Annotated in this window: 26 protein-coding genes; 9 read left to right on the top strand and 17 right to left on the bottom strand. The window is 61.2% G+C overall.

The features are described from left to right. Window positions 1–7: 7 nt before the first annotated feature. The 6 genes from surE to putP all read right to left on the bottom strand — a co-directional run bounded on the left by surE (window position 8) and on the right by putP (window position 5,159). On the bottom strand, window positions 8–769 hold the full coding sequence (surE, locus tag VF684_RS18635) for a 5'/3'-nucleotidase SurE (RefSeq protein ID WP_005335515.1): 762 nt from the start codon (window positions 767–769) through the stop codon (window positions 8–10). Then, a complete protein-coding gene (gene truD, locus VF684_RS18630; RefSeq protein WP_139441974.1) occupies window positions 750–1,808 on the bottom strand; it encodes a tRNA pseudouridine(13) synthase TruD in 1,059 nt (352 codons plus the stop codon). The genes surE and truD overlap by 20 nt, the downstream gene beginning before the upstream one ends. After that, a complete protein-coding gene (ispF, locus tag VF684_RS18625; protein ID WP_139441973.1) occupies window positions 1,808–2,284 on the bottom strand; it encodes a 2-C-methyl-D-erythritol 2,4-cyclodiphosphate synthase in 477 nt (158 codons plus the stop codon). Before ispF ends, truD begins: the two co-directional genes overlap by 1 nt. Before the next feature lie 146 nt (window positions 2,285–2,430). Next, a complete protein-coding gene (gene ispD / locus VF684_RS18620; protein WP_139441972.1) occupies window positions 2,431–3,123 on the bottom strand; it encodes a 2-C-methyl-D-erythritol 4-phosphate cytidylyltransferase in 693 nt (230 codons plus the stop codon). Further along, the gene (gene ftsB / locus VF684_RS18615; RefSeq protein ID WP_005335520.1) at window positions 3,116–3,433 is read right to left on the bottom strand and encodes a cell division protein FtsB; all 318 of its coding nucleotides are present in this window, start codon (window positions 3,431–3,433) and stop codon (window positions 3,116–3,118) included. Before ftsB ends, ispD begins: the two co-directional genes overlap by 8 nt. Before the next feature lie 208 nt (window positions 3,434–3,641). Next, a complete protein-coding gene (gene putP / locus VF684_RS18610) occupies window positions 3,642–5,159 on the bottom strand; it encodes a sodium/proline symporter PutP (RefSeq protein WP_139441971.1) in 1,518 nt (505 codons plus the stop codon). 326 nt (window positions 5,160–5,485) lie between these two features. Here putP and VF684_RS18605 point away from each other — a divergent pair, with 326 nt between their 5' ends. Continuing rightward, window positions 5,486–6,379, top strand: coding sequence for a VirK/YbjX family protein (locus VF684_RS18605; protein ID WP_047439441.1), 894 nt, complete (start codon window positions 5,486–5,488; stop codon window positions 6,377–6,379). A 69-nt stretch (window positions 6,380–6,448) separates the two neighbouring features. Here VF684_RS18605 and VF684_RS18600 read toward each other — a convergent pair whose 3' ends face one another. The 8 genes from VF684_RS18600 to VF684_RS18565 all read right to left on the bottom strand — a co-directional run bounded on the left by VF684_RS18600 (window position 6,449) and on the right by VF684_RS18565 (window position 14,528). Continuing rightward, on the bottom strand, window positions 6,449–7,375 hold the full coding sequence (locus VF684_RS18600; protein ID WP_005354531.1) for a L,D-transpeptidase family protein: 927 nt from the start codon (window positions 7,373–7,375) through the stop codon (window positions 6,449–6,451). 187 nt (window positions 7,376–7,562) lie between these two features. Continuing rightward, the gene (locus VF684_RS18595) at window positions 7,563–8,804 is read right to left on the bottom strand and encodes a mechanosensitive ion channel family protein (protein WP_040068363.1); all 1,242 of its coding nucleotides are present in this window, start codon (window positions 8,802–8,804) and stop codon (window positions 7,563–7,565) included. A 143-nt stretch (window positions 8,805–8,947) separates the two neighbouring features. Beyond that, on the bottom strand, window positions 8,948–10,147 hold the full coding sequence (locus VF684_RS18590; RefSeq protein ID WP_005354534.1) for an acetate kinase: 1,200 nt from the start codon (window positions 10,145–10,147) through the stop codon (window positions 8,948–8,950). Window positions 10,148–10,368: 221 nt separating this feature from the next. Next, window positions 10,369–10,839 carry a YhcH/YjgK/YiaL family protein gene (locus VF684_RS18585; RefSeq protein ID WP_047439443.1) on the bottom strand — a complete coding sequence of 157 codons (471 nt, stop codon included), beginning with the start codon at window positions 10,837–10,839 and terminating at the stop codon, window positions 10,369–10,371. A 314-nt stretch (window positions 10,840–11,153) separates the two neighbouring features. Further along, window positions 11,154–12,260: a 1-acyl-sn-glycerol-3-phosphate acyltransferase gene (locus tag VF684_RS18580; RefSeq protein WP_047439445.1), complete on the bottom strand. Its 1,107-nt coding sequence runs from the start codon at window positions 12,258–12,260 to the stop codon at window positions 11,154–11,156. 130 nt (window positions 12,261–12,390) lie between these two features. Continuing rightward, window positions 12,391–13,089: an aspartate/glutamate racemase family protein gene (locus VF684_RS18575; protein ID WP_204381570.1), complete on the bottom strand. Its 699-nt coding sequence runs from the start codon at window positions 13,087–13,089 to the stop codon at window positions 12,391–12,393. 126 nt (window positions 13,090–13,215) lie between these two features. After that, a complete protein-coding gene (locus VF684_RS18570) occupies window positions 13,216–13,806 on the bottom strand; it encodes a LysE family translocator (protein ID WP_040068358.1) in 591 nt (196 codons plus the stop codon). Window positions 13,807–13,931: 125 nt separating this feature from the next. Then, window positions 13,932–14,528, bottom strand: coding sequence for a LysE family translocator (locus VF684_RS18565; protein WP_005335536.1), 597 nt, complete (start codon window positions 14,526–14,528; stop codon window positions 13,932–13,934). A 116-nt stretch (window positions 14,529–14,644) separates the two neighbouring features. On the opposite strand from VF684_RS18565, the gene VF684_RS18560 reads away from it, so the two are divergent. The 3 genes from VF684_RS18560 to VF684_RS18550 all read left to right on the top strand — a co-directional run bounded on the left by VF684_RS18560 (window position 14,645) and on the right by VF684_RS18550 (window position 18,373). Then, window positions 14,645–16,021, top strand: a complete 1,377-nt coding sequence (locus tag VF684_RS18560; RefSeq protein ID WP_139441967.1) for an aminotransferase-like domain-containing protein — start codon at window positions 14,645–14,647, stop codon at window positions 16,019–16,021. A gap of 54 nt (window positions 16,022–16,075) precedes the next feature. Beyond that, complete coding sequence (locus VF684_RS18555) at window positions 16,076–16,543, top strand: hypothetical protein (protein ID WP_139441966.1); 468 nt, start codon at window positions 16,076–16,078, stop codon at window positions 16,541–16,543. A gap of 168 nt (window positions 16,544–16,711) precedes the next feature. Further along, window positions 16,712–18,373, top strand: a complete 1,662-nt coding sequence (locus tag VF684_RS18550) for a hypothetical protein (RefSeq protein ID WP_139441965.1) — start codon at window positions 16,712–16,714, stop codon at window positions 18,371–18,373. Between the two features lie 117 nt (window positions 18,374–18,490). Here VF684_RS18550 and VF684_RS18545 read toward each other — a convergent pair whose 3' ends face one another. Then, complete coding sequence (locus tag VF684_RS18545; RefSeq protein WP_040068349.1) at window positions 18,491–18,904, bottom strand: CBS domain-containing protein; 414 nt, start codon at window positions 18,902–18,904, stop codon at window positions 18,491–18,493. A gap of 154 nt (window positions 18,905–19,058) precedes the next feature. Here VF684_RS18545 and VF684_RS18540 point away from each other — a divergent pair, with 154 nt between their 5' ends. Genes VF684_RS18540 through VF684_RS18530 form a run of 3 tightly spaced genes read left to right on the top strand, consistent with a single transcriptional unit; the run spans window position 19,059 to window position 22,271 of the window. Continuing rightward, the gene (locus VF684_RS18540) at window positions 19,059–20,969 is read left to right on the top strand and encodes an ABC transporter ATP-binding protein (protein ID WP_139441964.1); all 1,911 of its coding nucleotides are present in this window, start codon (window positions 19,059–19,061) and stop codon (window positions 20,967–20,969) included. Further along, window positions 20,962–21,423, top strand: coding sequence for a DUF2390 domain-containing protein (locus tag VF684_RS18535; RefSeq protein ID WP_162516419.1), 462 nt, complete (start codon window positions 20,962–20,964; stop codon window positions 21,421–21,423). Before VF684_RS18540 ends, VF684_RS18535 begins: the two co-directional genes overlap by 8 nt. After that, window positions 21,417–22,271, top strand: coding sequence for a 23S rRNA (adenine(2030)-N(6))-methyltransferase RlmJ (locus tag VF684_RS18530; RefSeq protein WP_139441963.1), 855 nt, complete (start codon window positions 21,417–21,419; stop codon window positions 22,269–22,271). Before VF684_RS18535 ends, VF684_RS18530 begins: the two co-directional genes overlap by 7 nt. Before the next feature lie 103 nt (window positions 22,272–22,374). Here VF684_RS18530 and VF684_RS18525 read toward each other — a convergent pair whose 3' ends face one another. Beyond that, window positions 22,375–22,581, bottom strand: a complete 207-nt coding sequence (locus VF684_RS18525; protein ID WP_127006139.1) for a hypothetical protein — start codon at window positions 22,579–22,581, stop codon at window positions 22,375–22,377. A 191-nt stretch (window positions 22,582–22,772) separates the two neighbouring features. Here VF684_RS18525 and VF684_RS18520 point away from each other — a divergent pair, with 191 nt between their 5' ends. Next, the gene (locus tag VF684_RS18520; RefSeq protein ID WP_042084552.1) at window positions 22,773–23,138 is read left to right on the top strand and encodes a DUF2061 domain-containing protein; all 366 of its coding nucleotides are present in this window, start codon (window positions 22,773–22,775) and stop codon (window positions 23,136–23,138) included. Window positions 23,139–23,324: 186 nt separating this feature from the next. Further along, entirely contained in the window at window positions 23,325–23,921 is a 597-nt protein-coding gene (locus tag VF684_RS18515; protein WP_088868527.1) for an MliC family protein, read from the top strand. 38 nt (window positions 23,922–23,959) lie between these two features. Here the strand turns inward: VF684_RS18515 and VF684_RS18510 are convergent, their stop codons facing one another. Then, window positions 23,960–25,135 carry an aspartyl protease family protein gene (locus tag VF684_RS18510; protein ID WP_440174359.1) on the bottom strand — a complete coding sequence of 392 codons (1,176 nt, stop codon included), beginning with the start codon at window positions 25,133–25,135 and terminating at the stop codon, window positions 23,960–23,962. Window positions 25,136–25,627: the final 492 nt, after the last annotated feature.

Genomic DNA, 25,627 nt, shown 5'->3' with positions numbered 1-25,627 from the left:
ACCACCCTCATCCCTGCAGATCTAACCAGGCCCCCAGACCGGCGAGACTGTCGTAGGCAGTCATGTCGATGGTCAGAGGGGTAATCGAGACATAGCCCTGCTCGATGGCAGCAAAATCGGTGCCTTCACCGGCATCCTGCTGGCTACCGGGGGGGCCGATCCAGTAGATGGGCTGGCCACGGGGATCCTCGGTGCAGATCACCGACTCCGCCCGGTGGCGATTGCCAAGGCGGGTGGTCTTGATCCCCTTGATCTGCTCGAGGGGCAAGTCCGGCACGTTGACGTTGAGGATCTGATCGGCAGGCAGGGGGTGTTTCATCAGCCCCTTCACCAGCAGGGCCGCATAGTGGGCCGCCGTGGCGAAGTGGGTCTTGCCTACCAGCGAGATGGCGATGGAGGGATAGCCAAGATGGCGCCCCTCGGTGGCCGCGGCGACTGTGCCCGAGTAGATGACATCATCCCCCAGGTTGGCACCGTGGTTGATGCCGGCCACCACCATGTCGGGTTCAGGACGCACCAGCTCGTTGACCGCCAGATGCACGCAGTCGGTAGGCGTCCCCTTCACCGCATAGCTCTCGCACCCATTAAAGCCGTTTTCTGCAATGCGGGTAACCCGCAGCGGTACTTCCAGCGTCAGGGAGTGACTCGCGCCGCTGCGGTTGCGATCCGGCGCCACCACAATGACCTCGCCGCAGGCGCGCAGCGCCTCGCTGAGGGCACGAATCCCCTCGGCATGCACACCATCATCATTACTGACCAGAATTCGCATCGGTCTGATTCCTGAAACCGTGATCGGCCTCTTCGGCCTGCATTAACTCGCGCACCACGCTGGTGGCAAACGCGCCCGCCGGCAGGAAGAAGGAGAGGGTCAGCGCCTCGCCGTCCAGCTGCCAGCTCATCTGCTCCGGCTTGAGCAGCAGCGGGCGGCGGTCCTGATCCAGCCCGGCCTTCTCCAGCCCGTCACACCAATCGCTGTAAGGAGCCAGCACGCCCTGTTCGAACTCGGCAGCGGCGCCCTGACTGGCCAAACGGCCACGGCCCCACTGGGGCGCGGTAAGTTGCACGTCGCCGGAGGCAAGACGCGCTTCCAGCTCGGGGGTCACGCTCTCTTCGCTGAAGATGGAGTGGCTGCCCTTGAGCATCACGCAATCACCGGCCAGCAGCTGATGAGCCAGCCCCTGCTCGATACGGGCGCTGACAATGGCGTTGAACAGCATGCTGCGGGCGGCAGAGAGGTAGAGGGAACGCTTGTTGCGATCCTTGATCCGCTTGCCGGCAAACATCGCCTTGGCCGCTTCCAGGTTGTTGCCATCGCGGCCAAAACGCTGCTCACCATAGTAATTGGGTACACCCTGAGTGGCGATGGCCTGCAGGCGCGCTTCCAGCCCGTCGGCTTGTTCCAGACCGGTGAGACGCAGGGTGAAGTGGTTGCCCTTGAGGTAGCCGACCCGCAGCTTCTTATTGTGGCGCTTCACCTCGAGGATCCGGATGCTGTCACCCTCGATGACGGAGAGGTCCGGCTCGGCCTTGCCCGGCAGGTGAATGCCGAACCACTGCTCGGTCACCGCGTGGCGATCCTTCAGGCCCGCCCAGGTCACCGCATTGCGGTTGACTCCAGCCGCATCGGCCAGCAGACCCGCTACCCAGGCGGTGTTTTCGCCGGTTTTGCGCACCCGGACGAAGATATGCTCCCCTTCCCCGCAAGGCTCGAAGCCGAGATCTTCATTGACCACGAAGTCGGCGGCCTCGGCCTTGAGGATACCGCGGGCGGTGGGCGCCCCGTGCATATAGGCAAGTTGTTCCAGCATTATTGTTTCACCAGTAGGACGACGGCTTCGGTGGCGATCCCTTCCTTGCGCCCCGTAAACCCAAGCTGTTCGGTGGTGGTCGCCTTGACGTTCACCCGGTTCAAATCACATTGCAGATCGGCGGCCAGCACGGCGCACATGGCGTCGATATGGGGCGCCATTTTGGGGGCTTGGGCGATGATGGTCACATCTAGGTTGCCGATGGCATACCCCGCCTTCTGTACCCGGACAAAGACATCACGCAGCAGAATGCGACTGTCGATCCCCTTGAACTCGGCAGCGGTATCGGGGAAGTGGCGACCGATGTCACCGGCACCGATAGCCCCCAGCAGGGCATCGCTTACCGCGTGCAGCACCACGTCGCCGTCAGAGTGGGCAACCAGCCCCTGCTCGTAGGGAACCGGCACGCCACCCAGCATGCAGGGGCCAACACCACCAAATTTATGGACATCAAAACCATGACCAATGCGCATCATCAGCGGCAACCTCCCAACATGCTGAAACCAACCCCATCAATTTTGTGTACGTCCACACCATGTCCAATCCGGATCATGCTAACTCCTTGTTCGGGCCTGTTTGTTCGAGACACTCTGCTCTGAACGGTCTGTTCTGACTGAGGGGCTTATGCCTGCTGGCTTAAAAACAGCCCCGCCAGCGACAAGTCTTCCGGCCGGGTCACTTTGATATTGTCGGCGCGCCCCTCCACCATCCGCACCGTGAATCCGGCCCGCTCCATGGCGGAGGCCTCGTCGGTGATGGTGGCGCCCAGCAGCAACCCCTCTTCGAGCGCCCGTTTCAGGGCACGGGTCGGGAACATCTGCGGCGTCAGGGCATGCCAGAGCTGCTCGCGCTCGACGGTAGCGATGATATTGCCCTCCCCATCGGAGCGTTTCATGGTATCGCGCACCCGACTGCCGAGAATGGCACCGCCGCAGTTCATGGCCGCGGCAATCAGCGCATCGAGATCGCCGTGAGTCAGACAGGGACGGGCCGCATCGTGCACCAGCACCCACTCCCCTTGCGCCACATGGAGGCCATGGAGGACGGAGAAGGCGCGCTCGGCGCCTCCCTCTACCCGCACAATCCGCGGGTCGGCCGCCACGGGTAGGGCCTCGAACCAGCGGTCATGGGGCGCAAGCGCCACGATCACCTGGGCGATGGCCGGGTGGGAGAGCAGCCGCTCCAGGGTATGTTCGAGAATGGTTTTACCCGCCAGTTGCAGGTACTGCTTGGGGCAATCGGCCCCCATCCGGCTGCCGATACCGGCGGCAGGGACGATCGCCGTCAGGCCGGATATCCGGCTGGCATCAGTCATCGTAGGGCTCATCGTCCGGCGCTGTCTCTTTGTCTTTCTCTTTGGGGATGATCCGGTAGAAGGTCTCCCCCTGCTTGATGTAACCCAGATCGTTGCGCGACAACTCCTCGATGGCCTCGAGGCCAGAGGTGAGATCATCTATCTCGCGGTAAATGAGGTCGTTACGATCCTTGAGAGTCTGGTTGTCCCGCTGTTGCTGCGAGATGGCCTCCGACAGGTTCTGATAATCGGATAGCCCGTTCTTCCCCAGCCAGAGGTCATATTGCAGTCCCCCCAGCAGGAGGATCAGGATCAGGGTGAATAGCCGCATGCACTAGGTCTCCTTCAGGCGGCCTAGTGTCCCATATTCGGTGCCAAGACAAAAGAAAGCGAGCACCCGGGAGCCACCGGCCGAACATAAAAAAGTGCCCAAGAGTGAATCAGATAGCACAAAGCCCCGCCAAACCGGTGCAAGGATGGCCAACCAGGGCGCTCCTTGTCCGGGGGCGGGGCTCTCAATCAGAAAGCGGTAAGGGGGATCAGTTCACCACGACCGGCTCTCCCGCGCTCTCGGCCGGCGTGTTGTACTCCTCCTCGGCATCGCGGAAACGCTCCAGCATCGCTTTTGAGGGCGCTTCGCCCAGCAGACTGCCCACCACGATGGCCAGCAGTGCAAACAGGAAGCCCGGGATGATCTCATACAGCCCCAGCCAGCCGAACTGCTTCCAGACGATGACGGTGATGGCTCCGACCAGCATGCCCGCCAGCGCGCCATTGCGGGTCATTCGCGGCCACAGCACCGATAGCAGCACCACGGGACCAAAGGCGGCACCGAAACCGGCCCAGGCGTAGCTCACCAGCCCCAGCACCCGGTTTTCCGGATTCATGGCGACGGCGATGGCAATCACCGCGATCAGCAGCACCATCAGGCGACCCACCCACACCAGCTCACGCTGGGAGGCGTTCTTGCGCAGGAAGGGTTTGTAGAGATCCTCTGTGATGGCGCTGGAGCAGACCAGTAGTTGACAACTTAGAGTGCTCATTACTGCCGCCAGGATGGCGGAGAGCAGCACCCCGGCGATCCAGGGGTTGAACAGGATCTTGGAGAGCTCGATAAAGACCCGCTCCGGGTTGCCGGTCACTCCAGCCGCCACTTCCGGGAAGCGGGCAAAATAGGCCAGCCCGAAGAAGCCGATGGCCACTGCGCCTGCGAGGCAGAACACCATCCAGGTCATGCTGATGCGACGGGCATTGGCCATGGAGTGGTGGGAATCCGCCGCCATGAAACGGGCCAGAATGTGGGGCTGACCGAAGTAACCAAGGCCCCAGGCCATCAGCGAGACAATGGCGATCACATCCAGATTCTTGAACATGTCGAGGTTGGTGGCGCTCTTGGCGGCCACCTCGATAATGGCGCTGTCTATCCCGCCGACGGCGATGATGACGAAGACCGGGGTCAGGATCAGGGCGAAGATCATCAGGGTCGCCTGCACCGTATCGGTCCAGCTCACCGCCAGGAAGCCGCCGAAGAAGGTGTAGGTGATGGTGGCGGCGGCACCGACCCAGAGGGCGGTGTTGTAATCCATGCCGAAGGTGCTCTCGAACAGGCGGGCACCGGCCACCACGCCGGAGGCGCAATAGATGGTGAAGAAGAGCAGGATCACCAGCGCCGAGAGAATGCGCAGCACCTTGCTGTGATCTTCAAAGCGATAGGTGAAGTAGTCCGGCAGGGTCAGGGCATTGCGGTTCTTCTCGGTATGTACCCGCAGGCGACCCGCTACCCAGCGCCAGTTGAGGTAGGCGCCGATCACCAGACCGATGGCGATCCAGCTCTCGGAGATGCCGCTGACGAAGACGGCGCCGGGCAGCCCCATCAGCAACCAGCCGCTCATGTCGGAGGCGCCGGCAGAGAGAGCGGTCACCCAGCTCCCCATCCGGCGGCCGCCCAGAATGTAGTCATCAAAGTTGCGGGTGGCACGATAGGCGACAAAGCCGATCAACACCATTCCGAGGATATACACCAGGAAGGTGATTAACATGGGTGTGCTAGCTGTCATGCAAAACTCCGTTTTGTGTCATTTTCTGCCCGCTCTGGTGACGGGCTCATCCCTAAAAAACCGGCCTAGCTTAATCAGCCGTTCGCGCCAGCTCAACCACTTTTAACAAACACAAAACACAATAAAAACCTTTGCGCATCAAATCATCTGCCGCATCAAGAGGATGGCGCCAGATTTCCTGCCGTGGCCGTGACGGTCATCTCGCAGCGCCAGCCGCTACTGAGCGTTATGTTTTCACATTTTGTTACTATCCATTTTTTTACAAGCCAGCGCCCCGCTCCTACACTCCCCGCCCTGTCTCATCACACCAGTCAGAGGTCGGCACCATGTCATCTCATCTGTCACACCTGCGAACCCTCGCCCGCCGCCTTCACCCGGTGGAGGAGTCGGGTCATCTCATCCGACGGGCCAAGTATGTGGGGCGTCTCTGGCTCAATCCCGGCGCCCGCGCCCTCTATCGCCAGCAGCAGGAGCAACCGCTGCTGGCGCAGGCGATCAGCCGCTTCCCCGATATTCTGGAAAAGCCGATTCACCCCTATCGCCACAAGGGGCTCCGCAAGCGCCTGCGAGCCGGGCTTATCAGCGGCCACTACCAGCAGCTGGCACGTCAGCTGCCCAAGGCGCAACAGCTGGCAATCTACAGCGGGCGCGGCCTGCTGCTGACCCAGTGGCAGAGCGACAAGCTGACGGCACCGCTGACCCTGCAACTGGATTACCAAACCCACATGGGCAAAGAGGGGGAGATGAGCCTGACCCTCAAGCTGGGTGACGCGGCCCTCTATTACATGGCCCTCAATCTGCGCCCCGCACCGAACCCGACCCTCGAAATCTGCTCGCTGCAGGGCGGCAAGGGGCAGAGCGAGGAGATCAAGCAGGTCACCAAGGCGTGCGGCGGACTGCGCCCCATGTCCCTGCTGGTCTATATGGCCGCCGAGCTGGCTCGGGGGCTGGCGTGCAAGAGCCTGCTCGGGCTCCGCACCCAAAGCCACGTCTATCAGAGCAGCAAACGCACCGCCGATCGGGTCAAGTTCGACCTCGACGGCTTGTGGCAGGAGCATCAGGGCAGCGTGCAGGATGAACTCTGGATGAGCCTGCCGCTGGAGGTGCCCCGCAAGACACTGGAGGAGATCCCCTCCCGCAAGCGGGCCAGCTACAAGGCGCGCTACCAGCTGCTCGATCAGCTCGGCAGCGAGCTGCAGGCAAATCTGCTGCGAAGCTGAGTCAACCTAGCAGAAACAAAAAGGGCGAACAGCATGCTGTTCGCCCTTTGTCATGACGGGGATTTACCGTTAGCGGTTGATCGCCATCGGCATGCCGTTGCGCTGCTCCAGCGCCTGCTTCACCAGTTGGGAGTCGCTGTCGGCGTGGGCAATGAAGCGGGTCACCGCCGGAGTCATCGGCAGCGGTGCCGGCAGCTTGGAGTTGAACTCCTCTTCGCTACGCGACAGCGGCTGATGCACTTCCAGATAGCGGACACCGTTGGGCTCGAGAGAGGCCTTGATCGGCTGGTTGACGAACTGGACGCGGGTACCGACCGGTACCTGCTTGAACAGGTAGGCGATGTCGTCGTTGCGCAGACGCACGCAACCGTGGCTCACCCGCAGGCCGATGCCGAAGTTGGCGTTGGTTCCGTGGATGGCGTACATCTTGCCGATGTAGAGGGCAAACAGACCCATGGGGTTGTCCGGACCGGCCGGCCATACCGCAGGCAGGCTCTCGCCACGGGCGGCATATTCGGCATGCATCTTGGCGGTCGGGGTCCAGGTCGGGCCCGCTTTCTTGCGCTGCACGCTGGTCACCCAGTTTTCCGGAGTATCGGTACCGAGCTGGCCGATACCGATGGGCAGCACTTCCACCACTTTTTTACCCTTGGGGTAGTAGTAGAGGCGCATCTCGGCCACGTTCAGCACGATCCCTTCACGGGGGGCATCCGGCAGGATCAGCTGCTGGGGGATCACCAGCTTCTCGCCGGTCTGTACCAGCAGGGGATCCGCATCGGGGTTGGCTTCGGTCATGTTGGTGAGCCCCAGCTGGAATTTGGCCGCAATGGCCTCCAGCGGCTGGCCGTTCTCTTCGGCCGGAACCACGTATTCCAGATTTTCCCCTACCAGACGGCTGTTGGCCGCAGGCAGAGCATATTCAACAGCGAAAACCGGCGCAGCGGTCAGCAGCAGGCTGTAGCAGAGTGTTGCCACACTATTGCGAAGGAGCTTCATAACTTTCCCATGATGATGACTTGAAGTGACGTCTCTGGGCTGGCAGCTGATCAAGAGGGGATCAGGGGCGCGAAGAGAAGGCCGCCATTTTTCTCCTCTGCACGGCAAATTTCAACTGACAAGTGGCGACGGGTCGATGATTAATATGCGGTTTTTTCCACGTCCTCGACCCGCCCCATTTCCCTGTTTATCCCCGTTGCCAGGCACGCATATCGTAACCTGTGGGAGATTGATGCAACCGCAGATGAAATTGCTCAATGATGGCGAAGATATGGTCGAAAATATCGGCCTGGATCCCTTCGTAATCGGCCCATGCGGTAGTCGCGGTGAAGCAGTAAATTTCCAGCGGCAAACCGTCTGACGTGGGTGCCAGCTGGCGCACCATCAGGGTCATGTCCTTGCGAATGCCGGGGTGGGCGCGCAGGTAGGCATCCAGATAGGCGCGCAGGGTGCCGAGGTTGGTGAGGTGACGACCATTGATGGGACAGCTCAGGGCATCGCTCAGCTGCTGGTTGTAAGCGCTCAGCTCCTGCTCCTTGCGGCTGAGATAGGGTGCCAGCAGTTGGGCCTGCTTGAGCTGCAACTGCTCCTCGGCCGTCAGAAAGCGCACGCTGGTCATGTCGATATTGACGCTGCGCTTGATGCGGCGGCCACCGGACTCGGTCATCCCCTGCCAGTTCTTGAAAGAGTCGGAGATCAGGGCATAGGTGGGAATGGTGGTGATGGTCTTGTCCCAGTTCGACACCTTGACCGTGGTGAGGCCAATATCGGTCACCTCGCCATCGGCGCCGTACTTGTCCATCTGCAGCCAGTCACCGACGCTCAGCATCCGGTTGGCGGAGAGCTGGATCCCCGCCACCAGCCCGAGGATGGGGTCCTTGAACACCAGCATCAGCACTGCGGTCATGGCACCCAGACCGCTGAACAGGAACAGCGGCGACTTGCCGAGCAGCAGGGCGATCATCAGGATGCCCACCAGAATGCTGCCTACCAGCTTGGCCCCCTGGAAGATGCCACGCAGGGGCAAATCCCGACCAAGGCGGGTGTAACGGCTCACCGACAACAGGCAGTCGAGCAGGGCGAAGAAGGCCAGCAGCAGGAACAGCAAAATCCAGAGCTGGGCCACCATTTCGATAAGCTTGAGGCTATCCGATTGACGGGGCAGCCAGATCTCCGCCTGACCGAGCAGCACGGCCCCCTGCAAAACGAAGGCGAGCCGGTTGAAGAGGCGCTGTTGCAGCTGGGGCGGCAGCCACACCTGCTTGGCCTTGCCGAGGATCCCCACCAGCCGGACCAGCAACACCCGGTGCAGCGCCATGTGCAGCAGCAACGAGGTGATGACGATAAAGCCCAGCGCGATCACCAGCGCCATCAGGTTGGTCACTTCCACCCCAAGGCCCGACAACCAGTTAAAAAACGCCTCTTTCATTGCTCTCTCCCGAACCGGGCAGCCCGCTGGCTGCAAAAACAGTGGTGGTCAGGGTACCGCTCCCCTCCCCCATGTCAAATCGGCGTACGCCAGAAATGACAACGCCCGGCACAGGCCGGGCGTTGTTTCAAAGCGAGGCTGACTTAGCAGACCAGGCTCAGGGCATCGCGAGCGATGACCAGCTCTTCGTTGGTCGGGATCACCATGGCGCAACGGCTGTCGGCGGTGGTGATGCGACCTTCGCCACCCAGAACCGCGGCGTTGTTGGCCTCTTTGTCCACCTTGAAGCCAAACAGCGCCAGACGGTTCAGCACCATCTCGCGCACCATGGCGGCGTTCTCACCGATACCACCGGTGAAGACCACGGCGTCCAGACGACCGTCCATCGCAGCGGCATAGGCGCCAACATACTTGGCCACCCGGTAGGTGAAGACATCCAGCGCACGCTTGGCACCGGCGTCGGTGGCGTAGTTGGTGGTGACGTAGCGGCAATCGCTGCTCGCTTCTGTCATCCCCAGCAGACCGGACTCACGGGTCAGGGTGTGGTTGATCTGCTCCACGCTGTAACCGAGCTGGTCGTGCATGAAGAAGACCACGGCCGGATCGATATCACCGGAGCGGGTACCCATCGCCAGACCTTCCAGCGGAGTCAGACCCATGGAGGTGTCTACGGATTCGCCGTTCTTGATGGCGCAGACAGAGGCACCGTTACCCAGGTGGCAGTTGATGATGTTCAGCTCATTCAACGGCTTGCCCAGCTCTTTTGCCGCTTCTTCCGCGATGTAGCGGTGAGAAGTACCGTGGGCACCGTAACGACGGATGCCGTGTTCGCGGTAGAGCTTGTGCGGCAGCGCATAGAGGTAGGCCTCTTGCGGCAGGGTCTGGTGGAAGGCGGTGTCGAACACGGCCACGTTCTTCTCGGACAGCTGCGGGAACACTTTCAGCGCGGCGCGAATACCGATGAGGTGAGCCGGGTTGTGCAGCGGGGCGAACGGAATGGCGGCTTCGATACCGGCGATCACGCCGTCATCGATACGCACGGAGCGGGAGAACTGCTCGCCACCGTGTACGATTCGGTGACCGATGGCCACCAGTTGCTCGGCAAGAGTCGGATCCTGCGGCAGGATGTGACCCACGATATGGTCGAGGGCCTCCTGGTGAGCGGCACCCGCTCCCAGCATGGCTTCGCCCTTGACCCCGTGGAGTTTCCATTTGATACGTGCATCATCCAGATTGAAGCATTCGGCCAGGCCGGACAGCATGTCCTCACCTGTTTCGGCGTCCATTACGGCAAATTTCAGGGAAGAGCTACCGCAGTTAAGGATCAATACCAACTTGCTCATTTTCTACATCTTCCTGTGCTTCGGCTTTATGCCGACAGTGTCGTGTCATCCAAAAGAGGATGGGATTCCCCTGCCGGGGGCTTATGGTCGCAGGAGGGTGCGTCCAATTTTTCAATTCTTGCTCTTGAAAGAGTGATCGCAACTTGTGGTGCGTATCACTGGTTTCAATGCTTGCGAGCCTCAACGCATCAGCTGCGCAGGGCTCGCCTCAATGGGAGTGCTCAGGCGATAGCCAGCAGATCCTTGTGTACCTTGACCACCAGCTTCTTCACCTTGGCGGGCTGATTGAAGGTACAGAGCGGGCGGTGCAGCTCGCCCGGCCAGAAGATGGCGAAATCGCCCGGTTGCAGCGCCAGGTAGCTGGTCTGCTCGTCATCGACAAACCAGAGGTCGGGATGGGGATGGTCGGCGCCGTCGCTCACGTAGTCGTGGGGGCCCACTCCTATCCACTCTTCACCGCGCAGCAGCAACTGGATATCGAGATACTGCTCATGGAATTCGCCACGGCGATCCGCGGCTGGCTCGGTCAGATCCTCGCTCACCAGACAGAACAGGTTGAGGCCATCGATCTCGGTCTTGCCGAGCGGAGCATCACCCCAGTGCGCCACGCTCTTCACCACCTCGGCCATAATGCGGGCCAGCGGGGCGGGCAGCGGCGTCCGCTGCAGGGTGTTCAGGCTACCGGTGATCATGGCGTCTGTTTCCTGTTAGGTATATCTGGGCGGCATCTTTGCCAGCCAATGAAAAAGGACCTGTGACAGGTCCTTCAATAATGCCGTCTGCAATCCGTGCAAACCGGTTTAGAGCTTTTGCTCATGTTCAGCTATATGGGCACTGTTACACACTCGTCAGCACCTTGCCAAGAGACATAATCCCATTTTCATAGTGATCGTACCAGCTGAAACCATATTATTCACCACCCTTTCCCCCTCGACTTTGACCAGACGCAAAAACGGGCGCATCAGCGCCCGTTTTTTTCGCAAAACCGTTTAACAACCGGTTTCATTCAAGCCTTTTTGGCGTTTTCCACCGGTTTGGCGTACATGGCACGCCAGATCGCCTTGTGCTCTTCCGGCACCTCTGACTGACGGGTCAGGAAGGCCGCCTGCTCGATGGTATTGGCCTTGCCGGAGACATCTGCCGCCAGATAGTTGCTGGGGAAGAGGTGGTAGCTGCTCCAGATCGCCTTGTCGATCAGCGCGGCCAGTTCGTCCGGATCGCTGAAGCCCTCGGTAATCGGCGCACCGAAGGAGACGTGTACCCGCCCCTTCATACCGACGATACCGGCGACGATACTCTCGATATCCTCGAACTCGCCCTTCTCGTAGCTGCCGTTGACCGACTTCTCGTAGAGCTCGCGCGCCTTCGCCTTGTCGGTAGGGTCCAGCTCGTAGCTGATGCTGACCGGCACGATATTGAGGCTGCGCATGTACTCGACGAAGTCGATCTTCTGCTTCTTGCCGTCGACGTAGAACATCTTGAGGATGGCGGGATCTGTCTTGTCATCGCCATTCTTGGCGCGCCCTTCCTTCTGGGCGATCCAGATGGAGTGACCTTCGTGAACCGAGTTGCCGATATAGGCAGACAGCTCGCCGAGCGCCTTCATCATCTCCCGCGGCCCCTTGGCGGAGCGTTTGACGATAAAGCTCTTGTTGAGCTTCATCAGCTCGGTAGCGCAGGGTTTGCGCAGCAGGTTGTCACCGATGGCGATGCGCACGGTATCGAAACCGTGGGTGTGCAGCCCCCAGTTGACGAACGCCGGATCCATGGCGATGTCTCTGTGGTTGGAGACAAACAGATAGCCCTGCTCTTTCTTCAGATGCTCGATCCCGGAGAAGGTCACCCCCTTGGTGGAGGTGGCGATCATGCGGGACATATACCGGGTGACCCCCATCTGGACCTGATGCACAGTGGTCACTTTTGACCATTTGCGGCGCAGGAACAGGCGGATCAGCGGGCGGATGGCCCAACCCAGCCAGCTCATCAGGGAACCGAAACGATACTTGGCGATGGCGCCGATAAATTCATCATCCTGGATCAGCCGTTCGATGGCTGCCGGCACTTCTTCATCGCGGTAAGGGCGAATATCCGCGAATCTATCTACTTCAGTCACAATGTCAGCCTTGCATGCTAGGAAACCGCAGCCAACCCGCGTTGGCCGGGGAAAATTCAGGGCGCAATTTTACACGCTTTTATGGCAAGGGGTATGAGACAAGCATGAATAGTGAGATCTGACCAGTTTATTAATCGGATGCCAGTGCCAGCGCGACCGCCGCTTCGGCATGGATGGCGGTAGTATCGTAGAGCGGCACCGCCGCCCGGGCATCCCCCACCAGCAGGGCAATCTCGGTGCAGCCAAGGATCACCGCCTCGGCACCCGCGGCTGCCAGCCCCTCGATAATCGCCAGATACTCGGCCCGCGACGATTCGCGGATCTCCCCCAGACAGAGCTCGTCATAGATGATCCTGTGTACCCGCTCCCGCCCGGTCTCATCGGGTACCAGCACCACCAACCCGAAGCGCTCCTGCAAGCGCCCCTTGTAGAACTCCTGCTCCATGGTGAAGCGGGTGCCGAGCAGGCCAACCCGGGTTATCCCGTCCGCCCGCAATTTGACCGCAGTGGCATCGGCGATATGGAGCAGCGGGATATCGATGGCCGCCTCAATCTCGGGGGCCACCTTGTGCATGGTGTTGGTGCCGATCAGCAAGAAATCGGCGCCGCCATCCTGCAACTTGCGCGCCTCCGCCGCCAGCAGACGGGCGGTAGCGGGCCAGTCACCGGCATGCTGCAACCGCTCGATACCGGCAAAGTCGACACTGTTGAGCAGCACCCGCGCCGAGTGCAAACCACCTAGCTGTGCGCGCACCCCGCGGTTGAGCGCCTGATAGTAACTGACGGTGGACTCCCAGCTCATGCCACCCAGCAGACCGATACATTTCATAGGAACTCCTTTCATCCCAAGGGAGGGCAGAACCACGCCACCTTGCAGGCAAGGTCACGCAGGCGAGATAAAAAAGGCCCCGCAGGGCCAACAAGACAGCCGGTAAAGGCCCGGGTCAACCCCGGGCTAAATCCAGATCATCCCGACACAGGCGGCCGTCGCCAGCCCCATGCCGAGATTGAAACGCCGCCAACCCCGGGCAGTGCGAATGATTTGCCGCACCTGGGCACCAAACAACACCCAGAACGCCCCGGTGTAGAGGCCGGTAATAAAGAAGATCACCAGCACCCAGAGCGCGGAGGGCCAGTAAGCCTCCCCCGCCAGAGTGAAACCGCTGATGGCGGAGAGCGCCATCATCCATGCCTTGGGGTTGAGCAGTTGCAGCATGGCCCCCTGATGGGCGGGAATGAGCGGACGGTTGCCCTCGGCCGGGCCGCTGGCGGTCGCCACCTTCCACGCCAGCCAGAGCAGATACGCCGAGCCGATAATCTTGAGGCCATCGTGCAGCAGCGGCACCTTCTCGAACACCACGCCAAGCCCCAGCGCGGTAGCGAGGATCATCAGATTGATCCCCCCCACCACCCCCACCAGCAGGGGAATCGTGCGGCGAAACCCCTGCGCCGCCCCGGCGCTGGTGAGCAACATGTTATTTGGCCCCGGCGTGCCGCAGGTAACCAGGGCAAACCCCGCCAGGGGCAGTAACCAGTTCAGATCCATCTCAACCTCTTGTCGATTCAACGCCCCAGTTATGGGGAAAGCCTTCTAATATGCAGAGCCAACCCCGTGGCGACAAGTCAGAAATGCCTCTTTCTCGGCCACCTCCCCCTCCAGCGCAACACGGCTCAATACCAGAGCATCACCACGCAGAGCGCCGTCAGCAGGCCGAGAGAACCGTTGAGTCGCCGCCAGCCCCGATCCGAGCTGATCCAGTTGCTCAGCTGATGGCCGAACAATACCCAGACAAAGCAGACCGGCAGGGCCACCAGCACAAACATGACCATCACCGCCAGCTGACTCGACCAGTAACTGGCGCCGGGCAGGCTGAACAGACTGATGGCGGAGATCCCCATCATCCACGCCTTGGGATTGAGGAACTGAAAGCCCAGCCCCTCCAGCATGGTTAGCGGACGGGCCCTCCGTGCCGGATCCCCCGGCGCCCCGGCCACCGCGATACGCCACGCCAGCCAGAGCAGATAGAGGCTGCCGAAGATCTGCAAACCGAGGCGCAACAAGGGCCAGCGCTCGAACAGCGGATAGAGCCCCAGCGCCAGCACCAGTTGCAACACCGGCTGCCCCAGCCCCACCCCGAGCAGATGTGGCAGGGTGCGGCGCACCCCGAAGTTGGCGCCGGAGGCCGTCAGCATCAGGTTGTTGGGCCCCGGCGTACCGCAGGTGAGTACGGCAAAACCGAACAGGGTGACATACCACTCCATCGTCATATTGTGACTCCTTACTTGCCACATTGTATCGATACAATGTGTGCTATTTGGTTGTTATCAGGTTGAAATTCACGCTATATTGACAACAAATTTGGATCAATGGATTTATTGTCACCATGACAATCTGGACACCCGACCTTGCTGCCTTCGATGGCCCCCTCTACCTCAAGCTGGTCAAAGCGATCGAACAGGGGATCGCGAATGGCGAGCTGCCACCGCAGACCCGATTGCCTACCCACAGATCCCTGGCGGATCGTCTGGGTGTCACCGTCGGCACCGTCACCCGCGCCTACAGCGAGGCGGAGCGGCGCGGCCTGCTGGCCGCCCGGGTGGGCCACGGCACCTGGGTCAAGGGAGCGAACACGGATCCCGCCAATGAGTGGGTGATCCGCCAGGAGGAGGGGCACCGCATCGAGCTGTGGCAAAACCTGCCGGTACAGCTGGATCGGGCGGCCATCATTCGCCCCATGCTGGGGGAAGTGGCGGACGGGGATCTCAACGCCCTGCTCGGCTACGACAAGGAGGCGGGACGACCGGATCAGCGCCAGCAGTTTGTCGATTGGCTGGCGGAGCAAGGGGTGGCCTGCAGTGAGGATCGCCTGCTATTCAGCCACGGCGCCCAGCACGGCATCATGCTGGCGCTGCTGGCGACCAATTGCGTGGGGGAGACCATCCTGTGCGAGGGGCTGAGCTACCCCGGTATGCTGGGCAATGCCCGCCAGCTGAAGAATCAGGTGGTGGGGCTGGCGATGGACGAGGAGGGGCTGCTGCCCGAGGCGCTGGACGCCGCCTGCCGTACCCGCCGGGCCAAGCTGCTCTACCTCACCCCGACCCTGCAAAACCCCACCACCGCCATCATGAGTCTGGCGCGGCGAGAGGCCATCGTCGCCATCGCCCGTCGCCACGATCTGCTGATCATCGAGGATGACGTCAACGGCCTGCTGCCCCAGCAACCTGTGATCCCTCTGGTCAATCTGGCGCCGGAGCGGGTCATCTATCTGGGCAGTCTGGCCAAGATCGCCTGCGGCGGCCTGCGGGTGGGCTTCGTGCTGACGCCCCCCGCCTTGCGCAGCGCCTTCGCCCAGACCATGCGGCTGTCGAGCTGGATGGTGAGCCCGCTGCTGATCGAGCTCGCCTGCAAAATGGTCAGTCAGCGCCAGATCATGCCGCTGGTCGAGCAGCAGCGAGAGATCCTCAAACGCCGTGGCGAACTGCTGCGCCACCTGCTGCCCGCCGCCCGCTGGCAGCCGGGCAGCATGCACGCCTGGCTGCCGCTGCCGGAGCCCTGGCGCAGCCAGCAGTTTGCTGCTGCCGCCGACGCCCTTGACGTTGGCGTGGCGAGCGGGGAACACTTCGCCGCCGGTCAGTTTGCCGCTCCGCAAGGGGTGCGCCTGAGCCTGAGCCAACCCGCCACCGACGCCCGGGTCGGCGAAGGGCTGGCCCGTCTGGCCCAACTGCTGCAGGGGACGCCCCCCAGCAATCCCCTGCTATAGTCAGGGCCAGCCGACCTGACCTTCACGCTTCATCGTCATAGCCAAGGAGATGCCGTGCCCTCCATCAGAGCCGCCCTGCTGCTTGCCCCCCTGTTGTTGGGTGGCTGCGCCTCGTCAACGACCCACCAGCAGCTGGGGGCCGCGCTCAATGGATTGGAAGGGGAGTTGCAACGACTGGAAGAGGAGCTGGCGGCGATGAACGGCCTGCACTATCAAAAGGCGATCGATGCACCGCTCAGTTTGCGCCGCGCACTCGGGGCGCCGCAGCCCACCCCAGAGGGGCTGGTGCCGGTGGCCAGCAAACTGGAGGATGGGCCACTCCTGCGCTATCAATACCGACTGCCAGCGGGGATGGCGAGTCTGCCCCAGGACAACCTCTGCCAGCGCTACGAGTTCGAGCTGCGCCATCTGGGCCGCCTTGGCAAACTGGAATTAAGCTGGCTGGGGGAACAGGGCAAGGGGTCGCGGCTGATCCGCCAGAGCGACTGCCCCTTCGGGGCGCAGATCCGCCCTCGTCAATAACAGGTTGCCGCCCTGAGATGTGGCATAACCGATTGAAATAACAGCCCATAGTGCGCCCTCCAGCCCCCTGCTGGCTACTGTCAGCTTTTAACTCAGCGAGCACTGTGCCTATGTTCCTCTTGGGTCTACCATAATCAACCTAATGGTTTGCTCACAGGAAGTACCTGCATGACGATACTGCTGCTCGAAGAGGATCCCCTGCTCCGTAGCGCCATCACCCGGGAACTGACCGAACAGGGGGTGCCCGCCGACCGGATCCACTACCACAGCCATCCAAACCACGAGCGCAGTGGCCTGCTGGCCCTGCTGCAACAGCACGCCTTCGACGCCATCATCTGTCAGCAGGACAAGCAGCAGGATCTTGACGGAGCCCGGCTACTGCACGAAGCGCACTATCTCGGCCTGCTGCAACCCGGTTGCGTATTGCTGCTGCTCGATGCCGATCAGAGCGAGCAGGAGTTTCTCCCCTCGGATCTCTACTTCTCCCTCTATCTGGCTCTTCCCTTCATGACCCAGCAGCTCACCGCGGTGCTCGGCCAGCTGGTGAAGTTAAGCAACCTGACCCGCACGCTGGCCGCCCCCATTCTGCTGCGGGAGTGGCAACTGGCTACCGCCCTCTGTGAAGACCTGCTGTTTCAACGGGAGAATCGCTCGCTGACCCCCTGGCTGGATCGGCTCAAGGGCTACCTTCTGCTGCAATCAGCCGAGCGGATCACTGCCGCCCAGCACTATGCCCTCTGTGCCAACGAATATCAGGCGAGCTGGCCAAGGGCCGGGCTCTTCTACGCCATGCTGGGGCTCGGCAAATTGCAGAGCGCCCGGACCGACTTGCAGCGCCATCAAGCCAGCGTCTCGATGGCCACCCGGCTGGAGCTGCAACTCGCCAGCCAGCTGCATCAGCATCACTGGCTGGCGGCGTGGGAGACCATGGGAGAGCTGCTGCAGATCCGCCCCCATCAGCCGCGCTGGCACCAGCTGGCGATGTTGCTCGGGCTGGTGCTGCAAGATGAGGAGAAGGTGCTGGAGCAGGCCAACAGCCTGACCCTGCGCCACTTCAGCGAGCAGCGCGTCCGGCTCGCCATCGACAGCTTCATGCTCAATGCCAGTCTGGCGGTGCTGTGGCACGCCCCTTCCAGCAACCGGATCCGCTCCCTGCAACAGGAGTGGGAGCACCTCAAGCGCACCGTCCACCTGCAACCCCACGAATATGAGCTGCTGCAGGCGTTGATGCTGGGGCTGGATTACCGATTTGACGAGGCGCTGATCCTGATTGCCCACCACCAGCCGGATGAGGGGAGCGACAACCACCTCACCCTGCTGCTCGGCTTTGCGGTCAGCCAGTTCTGCGGTTTGCCCCACCACGCCCAGCGCTACCTGACCCAGCTGACCCAATACCGCGTCAGGGTGGCGCCCCACCCGCTCACCCGCCAGCTGTTCCACCATCTGGTGGCCGAGCTGGGCCAGCGCCTGACGGCGAGGGAACAACGGCTGAGCGAACTGCGCCAGTTGCGCCACAAAGCGATGCAGGCCAGCCAGTATCAGACCGCCCTGCAAGCGGGCTTGCAACTGCTGGAGGAGTTCCCCGCCCTGCCGGGCGATGCCTGGCAACTGCTGGAGCTGCTGCAACACTGCTGGCCTGCGGGTATGGCCGCTCCCAGGGTGGCGCTGCTGGTCGATACCCTGGAGCGGCGCCTCAAGCACAGCCCCGCGTTTCTCGATCAGCATGCCCAGCAGTACCAGCGCACCCTGCAGGAGATCCGTACCCATCTGCAGCCACACCTCTCCGGCAGCGGCCCCTCCTGTCTTGTCGCAGGGCAGCCCGAGCTGTGATGATGCAAGCAGCGTGCAAACCGGCATTGTCGGCAAAGCCAACATAGAGAGAGGGGAGCCTTGGCTCCCCTCTCTCTATGTTGGTTCTCTGTCAGCTGATGACGATGAGCGTTGGGCTCAAACCAGCGCGTCACTCTCCAGCGCCGCCTTGAGAAAATCTTTCCAGCTGATGATGCCGACCAGGGCGCCATTCTCCAGCACCGGCAGGCAGGAGACCCCCTTCTCCAGCATCAGCTTGACACCGTCGCGCACGGTGAGATGGGGAGCGATGGTGACGAGCTGACGACTCATGATCTGGTGGGCCCGCTTGTTGAGGGTTTCGGTATCGCGGCTCATCTCGGCTTCGGAGTCGAGATAGGGGCTGATGGCGCGGAACAGATCCCGATCCGAAATGACCCCCACCAGCTCCTCCTCTTCCAGCACAAGCAGGTGGCGAAAGTGTGCCTGCTCGAAGATATCCCTGATGACTCGGAGTCGATCATCCATTGAAACGGTGGCGACACGGGTCGTCATAATATCCCTGATATGCATGCTAACCTCCCGTAACCAAACTGGTTTCTCTGTTATGGCATGTTTTTGCAGCGCCAGCCAGTGGCCAGCCCTCCGCTACAGTGCAAATCAGCGTCATTTCACGTAAGATCCGCGCCAGTTTTTCTCCTCCATTTTGAGCAAGCAGATCCCACCCATGATAGTTGCCAGTCAAATCGAACTGATCCGCGGCGGCCGCAAGCTGCTGGACAACGCCTCCGCCACCATTCACCCAGGCCACAAGGTGGGTCTGGTGGGCAAAAACGGCTGTGGCAAGTCCACCTTTTTTGCACTGGTACGGGGGGAGCTGGCCATCGACAGCGGCAGCTTCAGCCTGCCCGCCGGCTGGCAGATTGCGGGCGTGGCGCAGGAGACCCCGGCGCTCGATTGCTCTGCCCTCGACTACGTGATCGACGGCGACAAGGAGTTCCGCGCGCTGGAGGCCGCGCTCGCCCAGGCCGAGCAGGATGACAACGGCCTGCTGGTGGCCGAGCTGCACAGCAAGCTCGACACCATCGGCGCCTACAGCATTCGCGCCCGCGCCGCCGAGCTGCTGCACGGCCTCGGTTTCAGCGATGAGCAGTTGAGCTCGCCGGTGCGCAGCTTCTCAGGTGGCTGGCGCATGCGTCTGAACCTCGCTCAGGCGCTGCTCTGCCGCTCCGATCTGCTGCTGCTCGATGAACCGACCAACCACCTGGATCTCGATGCGGTGATCTGGCTGGAGAAGTGGCTCAAGGGCTATCAGGGCACGCTGGTGCTCATCTCTCACGACCGCGATTTCCTCGATTCGGTCATCAGCCGCATCATCCATATCGAGAACGGCAAGCTCAACGAATACACCGGCGGCTACTCCGACTTCGAACTGCAGCGCGCCGAACAGCTGGCCCAGCAGCAGTCCATGTACGAGAAGCAGCAGCGGGAGATGTCCCACATGCAGGCGTATGTGGATCGCTTCCGCTACAAGGCCTCCAAAGCCCGTCAGGCCCAGAGCCGCCTGAAAGCGATGGAGCGGATGGAGAAGATCCTGCCCGCCCACGCAGACTCCGAATTCAGCTTCGAGTTTCGCGAGCCGTCGGCCCTGCCGACCCCGCTCATCGCCATGGAGAACCTCTCTGCCGGTTACGGCGACAAGGTGATCCTGGAGAAGATCAAACTCAATCTGGTACCGGGTTCGCGCATCGGTCTGCTCGGTCGCAACGGCGCCGGTAAGTCTACCTTTATCAAGATGCTGTCCGGCTCCAACCCGCCGCTCTCCGGCAAGCTCGAAGTGAGCGCCGGGGTGAGCATCGGCTACTTCGCCCAGCATCAGCTGGAGACCCTGCGTCTCGATGATTCCCCGCTCGCTCATCTGGCCCGCCTCGCGCCGGACAAGACCGAGCAGGAGCTGCGCAACTATCTGGGCAGCTTCGGTTTTCACGGTGACAAGGCGCTCGACAAGGTGGCCCCCTTCTCCGGCGGCGAAAAAGCGCGGCTGGTGCTGGCGCTGATCACCTGGCAAAAGCCCAACCTCTTGCTGCTCGATGAACCGACCAACCACCTGGATCTGGAGATGCGCCACGCCCTCACCATGGCGCTGCAAGGCTTCGAAGGGGCCATGGTAGTGGTCTCCCACGACCGTCACCTGCTGCGCACCACCACAGATGATTTCTATCTGGTGCACGGTGGCCGGGTCGAGCCGTTCGACGGCGATCTCGACGACTACCACAAGTGGCTCGGCGAGCAGGAGAAAGAGGCCAACGCCAAACCGGCGGATGGCCCTGTCTCCGCCAACTCGGCGGTGGCGCGCAAGGATCAGAAGCGACGCGAGGCGGAGTTCCGGCAAGCGACCCGCCCCCTTCGCCAGAAGCTGGAAAAGCTCGAAGCGAGCATGGAGAAGCTGCAAGGCAAGCTTGGCGACATCGAGAGCCAACTGTCCGACCCCGCCATCTACGAAGAGAGCGCTAAAACCAAGCTCTCCGAGCTGCTCAAATCCCAGGGCCCCCTCAAGGAGCAGCTGGAAGAGGTGGAGCTGGAGTGGATGAGCCTCTCCGAAGAGCTGGAAACCATGGAGCAGGCCTTCTTTGCGTGACGAACAGCTGATGGCCGGCGAGCGGGTCGCGGTCCACGAATTGCCGACGCCGATCGGCTTCTGGCACTGGAGCGGCAAGGTCTATGGTGAGCGCAGCCTGGATTGGCTCACCGTGCAGGAGCAGGGGGGCAACGTCAATCTGGCGCTGCTGCTGCACCGGCTCGATCAGCTCGGCATCGTGGTCGATCTCACCGATCTGCAACCGGCGCTGGTGCAGACCGAGGCGGTGCTGACCCCGTGGCGCGCCCTGCGCCAGAGCGCCAAGACGCGGCTCGACGAGCAGCAGTATCAGTCGATGCTGGCCCACGAACTGGAGCTGGAGCGGCTGCAACAGGGCGTCCTGTTGCAGACCCTGCGCAGCCTCTCCCTATTTCGCGGCAACAGCCGCAATTTGTTGAACTATCTATCGTTACTGGGTGCCCAGCAGGGCCCCCTCAGAGATCTAATATGCTGAGCTACCGCCACGCCTTTCACGCCGGCAACCATGCCGACGTGCTGAAACACGCCGTTCAGGCCCTGATCATCGAGTCCCTCAAGAAGAAGGAGAAACCCTTCATCGTGCTGGACACCCATGCCGGTGGCGGTCTCTACGACCTGCGCGGCGACTGGTCCCAGAAGAAGGCCGAGTATGCCGGCGGCATCGGCCGCCTGTGGGACGAGCGGGCCCAGTGGTCTGCCATGGCCCCCTATCTGGGCGTCATTGAGGAGATGAACAGCGATGGTCAGCTGCACTACTACCCCGGCTCGCCAGAGCTCTCCCGTCGCCTCACCCGCGAGCAGGACAAGCTGGCGCTGATGGAGCTGCACAACAACGAGGTCGAAGACCTGCGCGCCAATATGGGTTACGACCCTCGCGTGGCCGTGCACCACCGCGACGGCTTCGAGGGGCTGATCGCCCTGCTGCCACCGACCCCGCGCCGCGGGCTGGTGCTGATCGACCCGCCCTATGAGCTCAAAGAAGATTACTTCGCCGTGGTCGATACCCTGAAAAAGGCGCAGAAGCGCTGGGCGACCGGCATCTACGCCCTCTGGTATCCGATCCTCGGGCAAGAGGCAGACAAATCCCGCGACATGCTGCGCGCCATCAAGCGCGAGAACTTCGGCAACGTCCTAGTGGCCGAGCTGGAAGTGGCCGGTCAGACCGCCGACTGGGGCATGAACGGCTCAGGCATGCTGATCATCAGCCCGCCCTGGATGCTGGACGAGCAGATTGAAGCCTTCCTGAAGCCCCTGTGTGCCAAGCTGGCACAGGGCGCAGGCGCACAGTACAAGGTGGAGTGGCTCAACAAGGCTGAGGATTAATCCCCGCCCCCGCTGCGCTCACCGAATTCAAAAGCAAAAGCCCCATCACGGGGCTTTTGCTATTGGTGCGGCCGGTGTGTGCGGCAGCCTGAACCTGCGCGCCCTATGAGCGGGCGGGCAGATCCTGTTTCAGCGCAACCAGCAACAGGGCCAGCAGGCCAAAGGGCGGAAACAGGCAGAGCAGGGAGCAGATTAGGGTGACCAGCGCCGGATGCTCGCTCTTGCTGCGCGCCAGTCGCCAGGCGATGAGGCCGACAATGACCATTAGCAACGCAATGAACTGGCCAAGCAGGGTGGCATTGATATTCATGAAAGATCCTTTTTCATGGGCAAGTGTGAAGAACCTGTACTTTATCGCCTTGGTTGCGATTGGCAACCGCTGAAGCGCACCGGCAACTCGCCCGTTGATAGGTTCTCTCTATTCTGGCAATAGATGAGAATAGTTTTCATTTAATCTTATTTCGGCGGATACTCTCACCATCAACCAAGGGAGCCGCCATCATGAAAAAGACCATCAGCTTTGCCATCCTGCACTTCGGTGTCGCCTTTACCGTGGCCTACCTGCTGACCGGTGAGCTGCTGACCGCCAGCCTGATTGCCCTGATCGAGCCCGCCGTCAACACGGTCGCCTTCTACTTTCATGACCTTGGCTGGCACAAGCTCAAGCCAAATCACAGCCTGCAGGCCAAGACCAGCAGCTTCGCGGTAGTCCACTTCTCGGTGGCCTTCGGGGTTGCCTTCCTGCTGAGCGGCGAGCTGCTCACCGGCGGCGTGATGGCGATGATCGAACCGGCCATCAACACCGTGGTGTTCTTCTTCCACGAGCGGCTATGGCGCGCCCGCAGTCAGCAACTGGCGCTGGCCTGATCAACCGGGCAAACCACCCCCCCCTTTATCGCGGCCACAAAAAACCCGACATTCCGGCCAGGAGTGTCGGGTTTTTCCGTTTGGCAACCATTCAGCAGTGAAACTGGGCTCGGCTCCCCTGCTGCATTGCCCTGTAGAGTGTGCTGTAGTAGGCAGATATGCCCTCCTCATTGCTGGAATCTATCGATGAACAAGACCTTGCTTGCCACCCTGCTGTTTGCCCCTCTGCTGGCCAGCGCCGCAACCCCTTCCTTTGACTGCACCAAAGCCTCCGGGTCGGTCGAAACCCTGATCTGCAAGGATGCCGGACTGGCCGCCCTTGATAACGAACTGGCGGCCCTCTACCCCAAGGCGATTGCTGCGCTCTCTCCCGAACAGCTCAAGACCGAGCGCGCCATGCAGCGCGGCTGGATCAAGGGTCGTAACGACTGCTGGAAGGGGCAGGATCTGCGCCAGTGTGTGGAGGATAACTACCTGCTGCGGATCACCGAACTGCAGATCAGCGGCGGCCAGCTGATGGTGCCGGCACCGGTCAACTACCAGTGCGGCAAGAACGTCACTCTCTCCACCTACTTCTATAACGATGCCAAGCTGCCCGCCGCGGTGATCAACCTGAGCGAGGGCGACAAGCAGCAACAAGTGCTCGCCTATGAAGCCCCCAGCGCCAGCGGCGCCCGTTATGAAGGGCAAAACCTTACCTTCTTCACCAAGGGGGACGACGCCACGCTGGAGCGTTACGGCCAGCCAACCCTCACCTGCATGGAAAATCCGACCAAGGGCTGAGGCTCATGGGGGCGGCTCGTCTTGCCGCCCCACCTTGACTAGATAGCGATATCCAGCGGTTTTCCTTCCCGCACAATCCGCAACTTGAGCGACCCCGGCTTGCCGGTGCTGAGCAGCTCACGCACCTTGTCGATATCGAGGGGACGATAAGCCACCCCGTTGATCTGCTCCAGAATGTCGCCGTTGGCCAGACCATAGAGGGCCAGATCCCGTTCGTCGCTGTAGTAGACCTGCAGATGCTCGCCATCAAAACGCACCCCGATATTGCGCAGGATTGGGGGCACTTTGCGCGCCAGGCTGTCGGCGTCGTAGCAGAGCATCATCCGCCCGGGCATGATCGCAAAGCGATTGAAGCGGTTAACAAAATCCAGCCCCAGACCATACTGCTCATTGCTGTTTTCCGACACGCGCAGCTCACCGAGCTGGCGCTCATCAAAGTGCAGGCCGGTGAGGATATGTTCACGCCCCTCCACCATACCGCTGGCGTCCACCCCTTTGCGTGGCATCGCATCTTCGCCAGAGATCGCCTTCTGACTCACCATAAAGTCGATAAAGGCATGGTCGGCATAGCTCTGATCGGCCCCGGTATCCAGATACATGCGCACGCTGCTCTCACCGTGGGTCAGATACACTGCCGGGGAGCGGTTGTAGCTGTCTTCATAGCCGATGCAACGCTCGAACGTGGCTGCCGACGGTGCCGTCAGCAAAGCAGTTAGCTGATGCTTGTCGCGCTCAAACACCCAGTTGAAACGGCGGATGGTGTCGATCCCGAGGATGCCATCGATACGGCTGCCGAGAGACTGGGAGAAAAGATCGAAATCAACGGTTGCCCACAGATCGCTGTCATCAATGGTGACCGACCCCACCGAGAAGGGCTGCGGCTCAACAAAGCCAAGCTGCTCGCTGCCCAGTTGGCTCGAAACGCTGTTCACACTAGCAAAATCAGCCTGATAGGCCCTGGGCAATTCACTTAAGGTCAGCGCCTTGAAGCGGCTGGCCAGACGACGATCGATAAAGGTGATACTGGCCCCGGTATCCAGCAAAAACTGGTACTGCTCACCAGCGATGGTGACGGGGATCAGGGGGGCACTTTCGTAATGCACTGTCAGCACCGGGCCGGGTGCATTGCGTTTGGCGGATGAATCCGGGGCTGTGCAGCCTTGGACGACGAACAGGGCCAACATGGCCAGCGCCACTTTGAACTGCGACTTCATAACTCTCCTTCCCGATAGCAGATGCCCCCGCGACGCCACCACATAATGCTATCTTGTTGATTTATAGATAAATAAGCTATTTCAGCGGGGAATGCGGACAATAACAAAGAGTTTTATGCTAGCTCAAGCCAGATATGACCATGAATATTCTATGGAGATAGTTCAAGAATGGTTGTTCACGCTATCTGGGCGCGTCATCAATCGTGGGTGACATTTGATTAATTTATTGATCTTGCACAGAAAATCTCAATATTGAGCTTTCTCTCCACAGCGCCATGGTTAATATTGCCATTTGGCAACAATTGCCTCGTCGGAGTCTCCCATGAGCCATGCCAACCCCATCCCGTTGGTGAAACGCAGCAGACTGGAGGCTGAAATTCAGGGGCGGTAGCCATGCCATATCTCGCCCGGTCCCTTTTTGATCCAAACACACTGACCGGCAAGCCGCTGACTCATCCACAACATGCAAATCAAGGTGGTGTATGGAAACAC

The sequence above is a fragment of the Aeromonas sp. Lyrl_2 genome, assembly GCF_051948815.1.
Taxonomy (GTDB): Bacteria; Pseudomonadota; Gammaproteobacteria; order Enterobacterales; family Aeromonadaceae; genus Aeromonas; species Aeromonas veronii.
The sequence above is the reverse complement of the archived record's forward strand: the minus strand, read 5'-3'. Positions and strand labels throughout refer to the sequence as shown.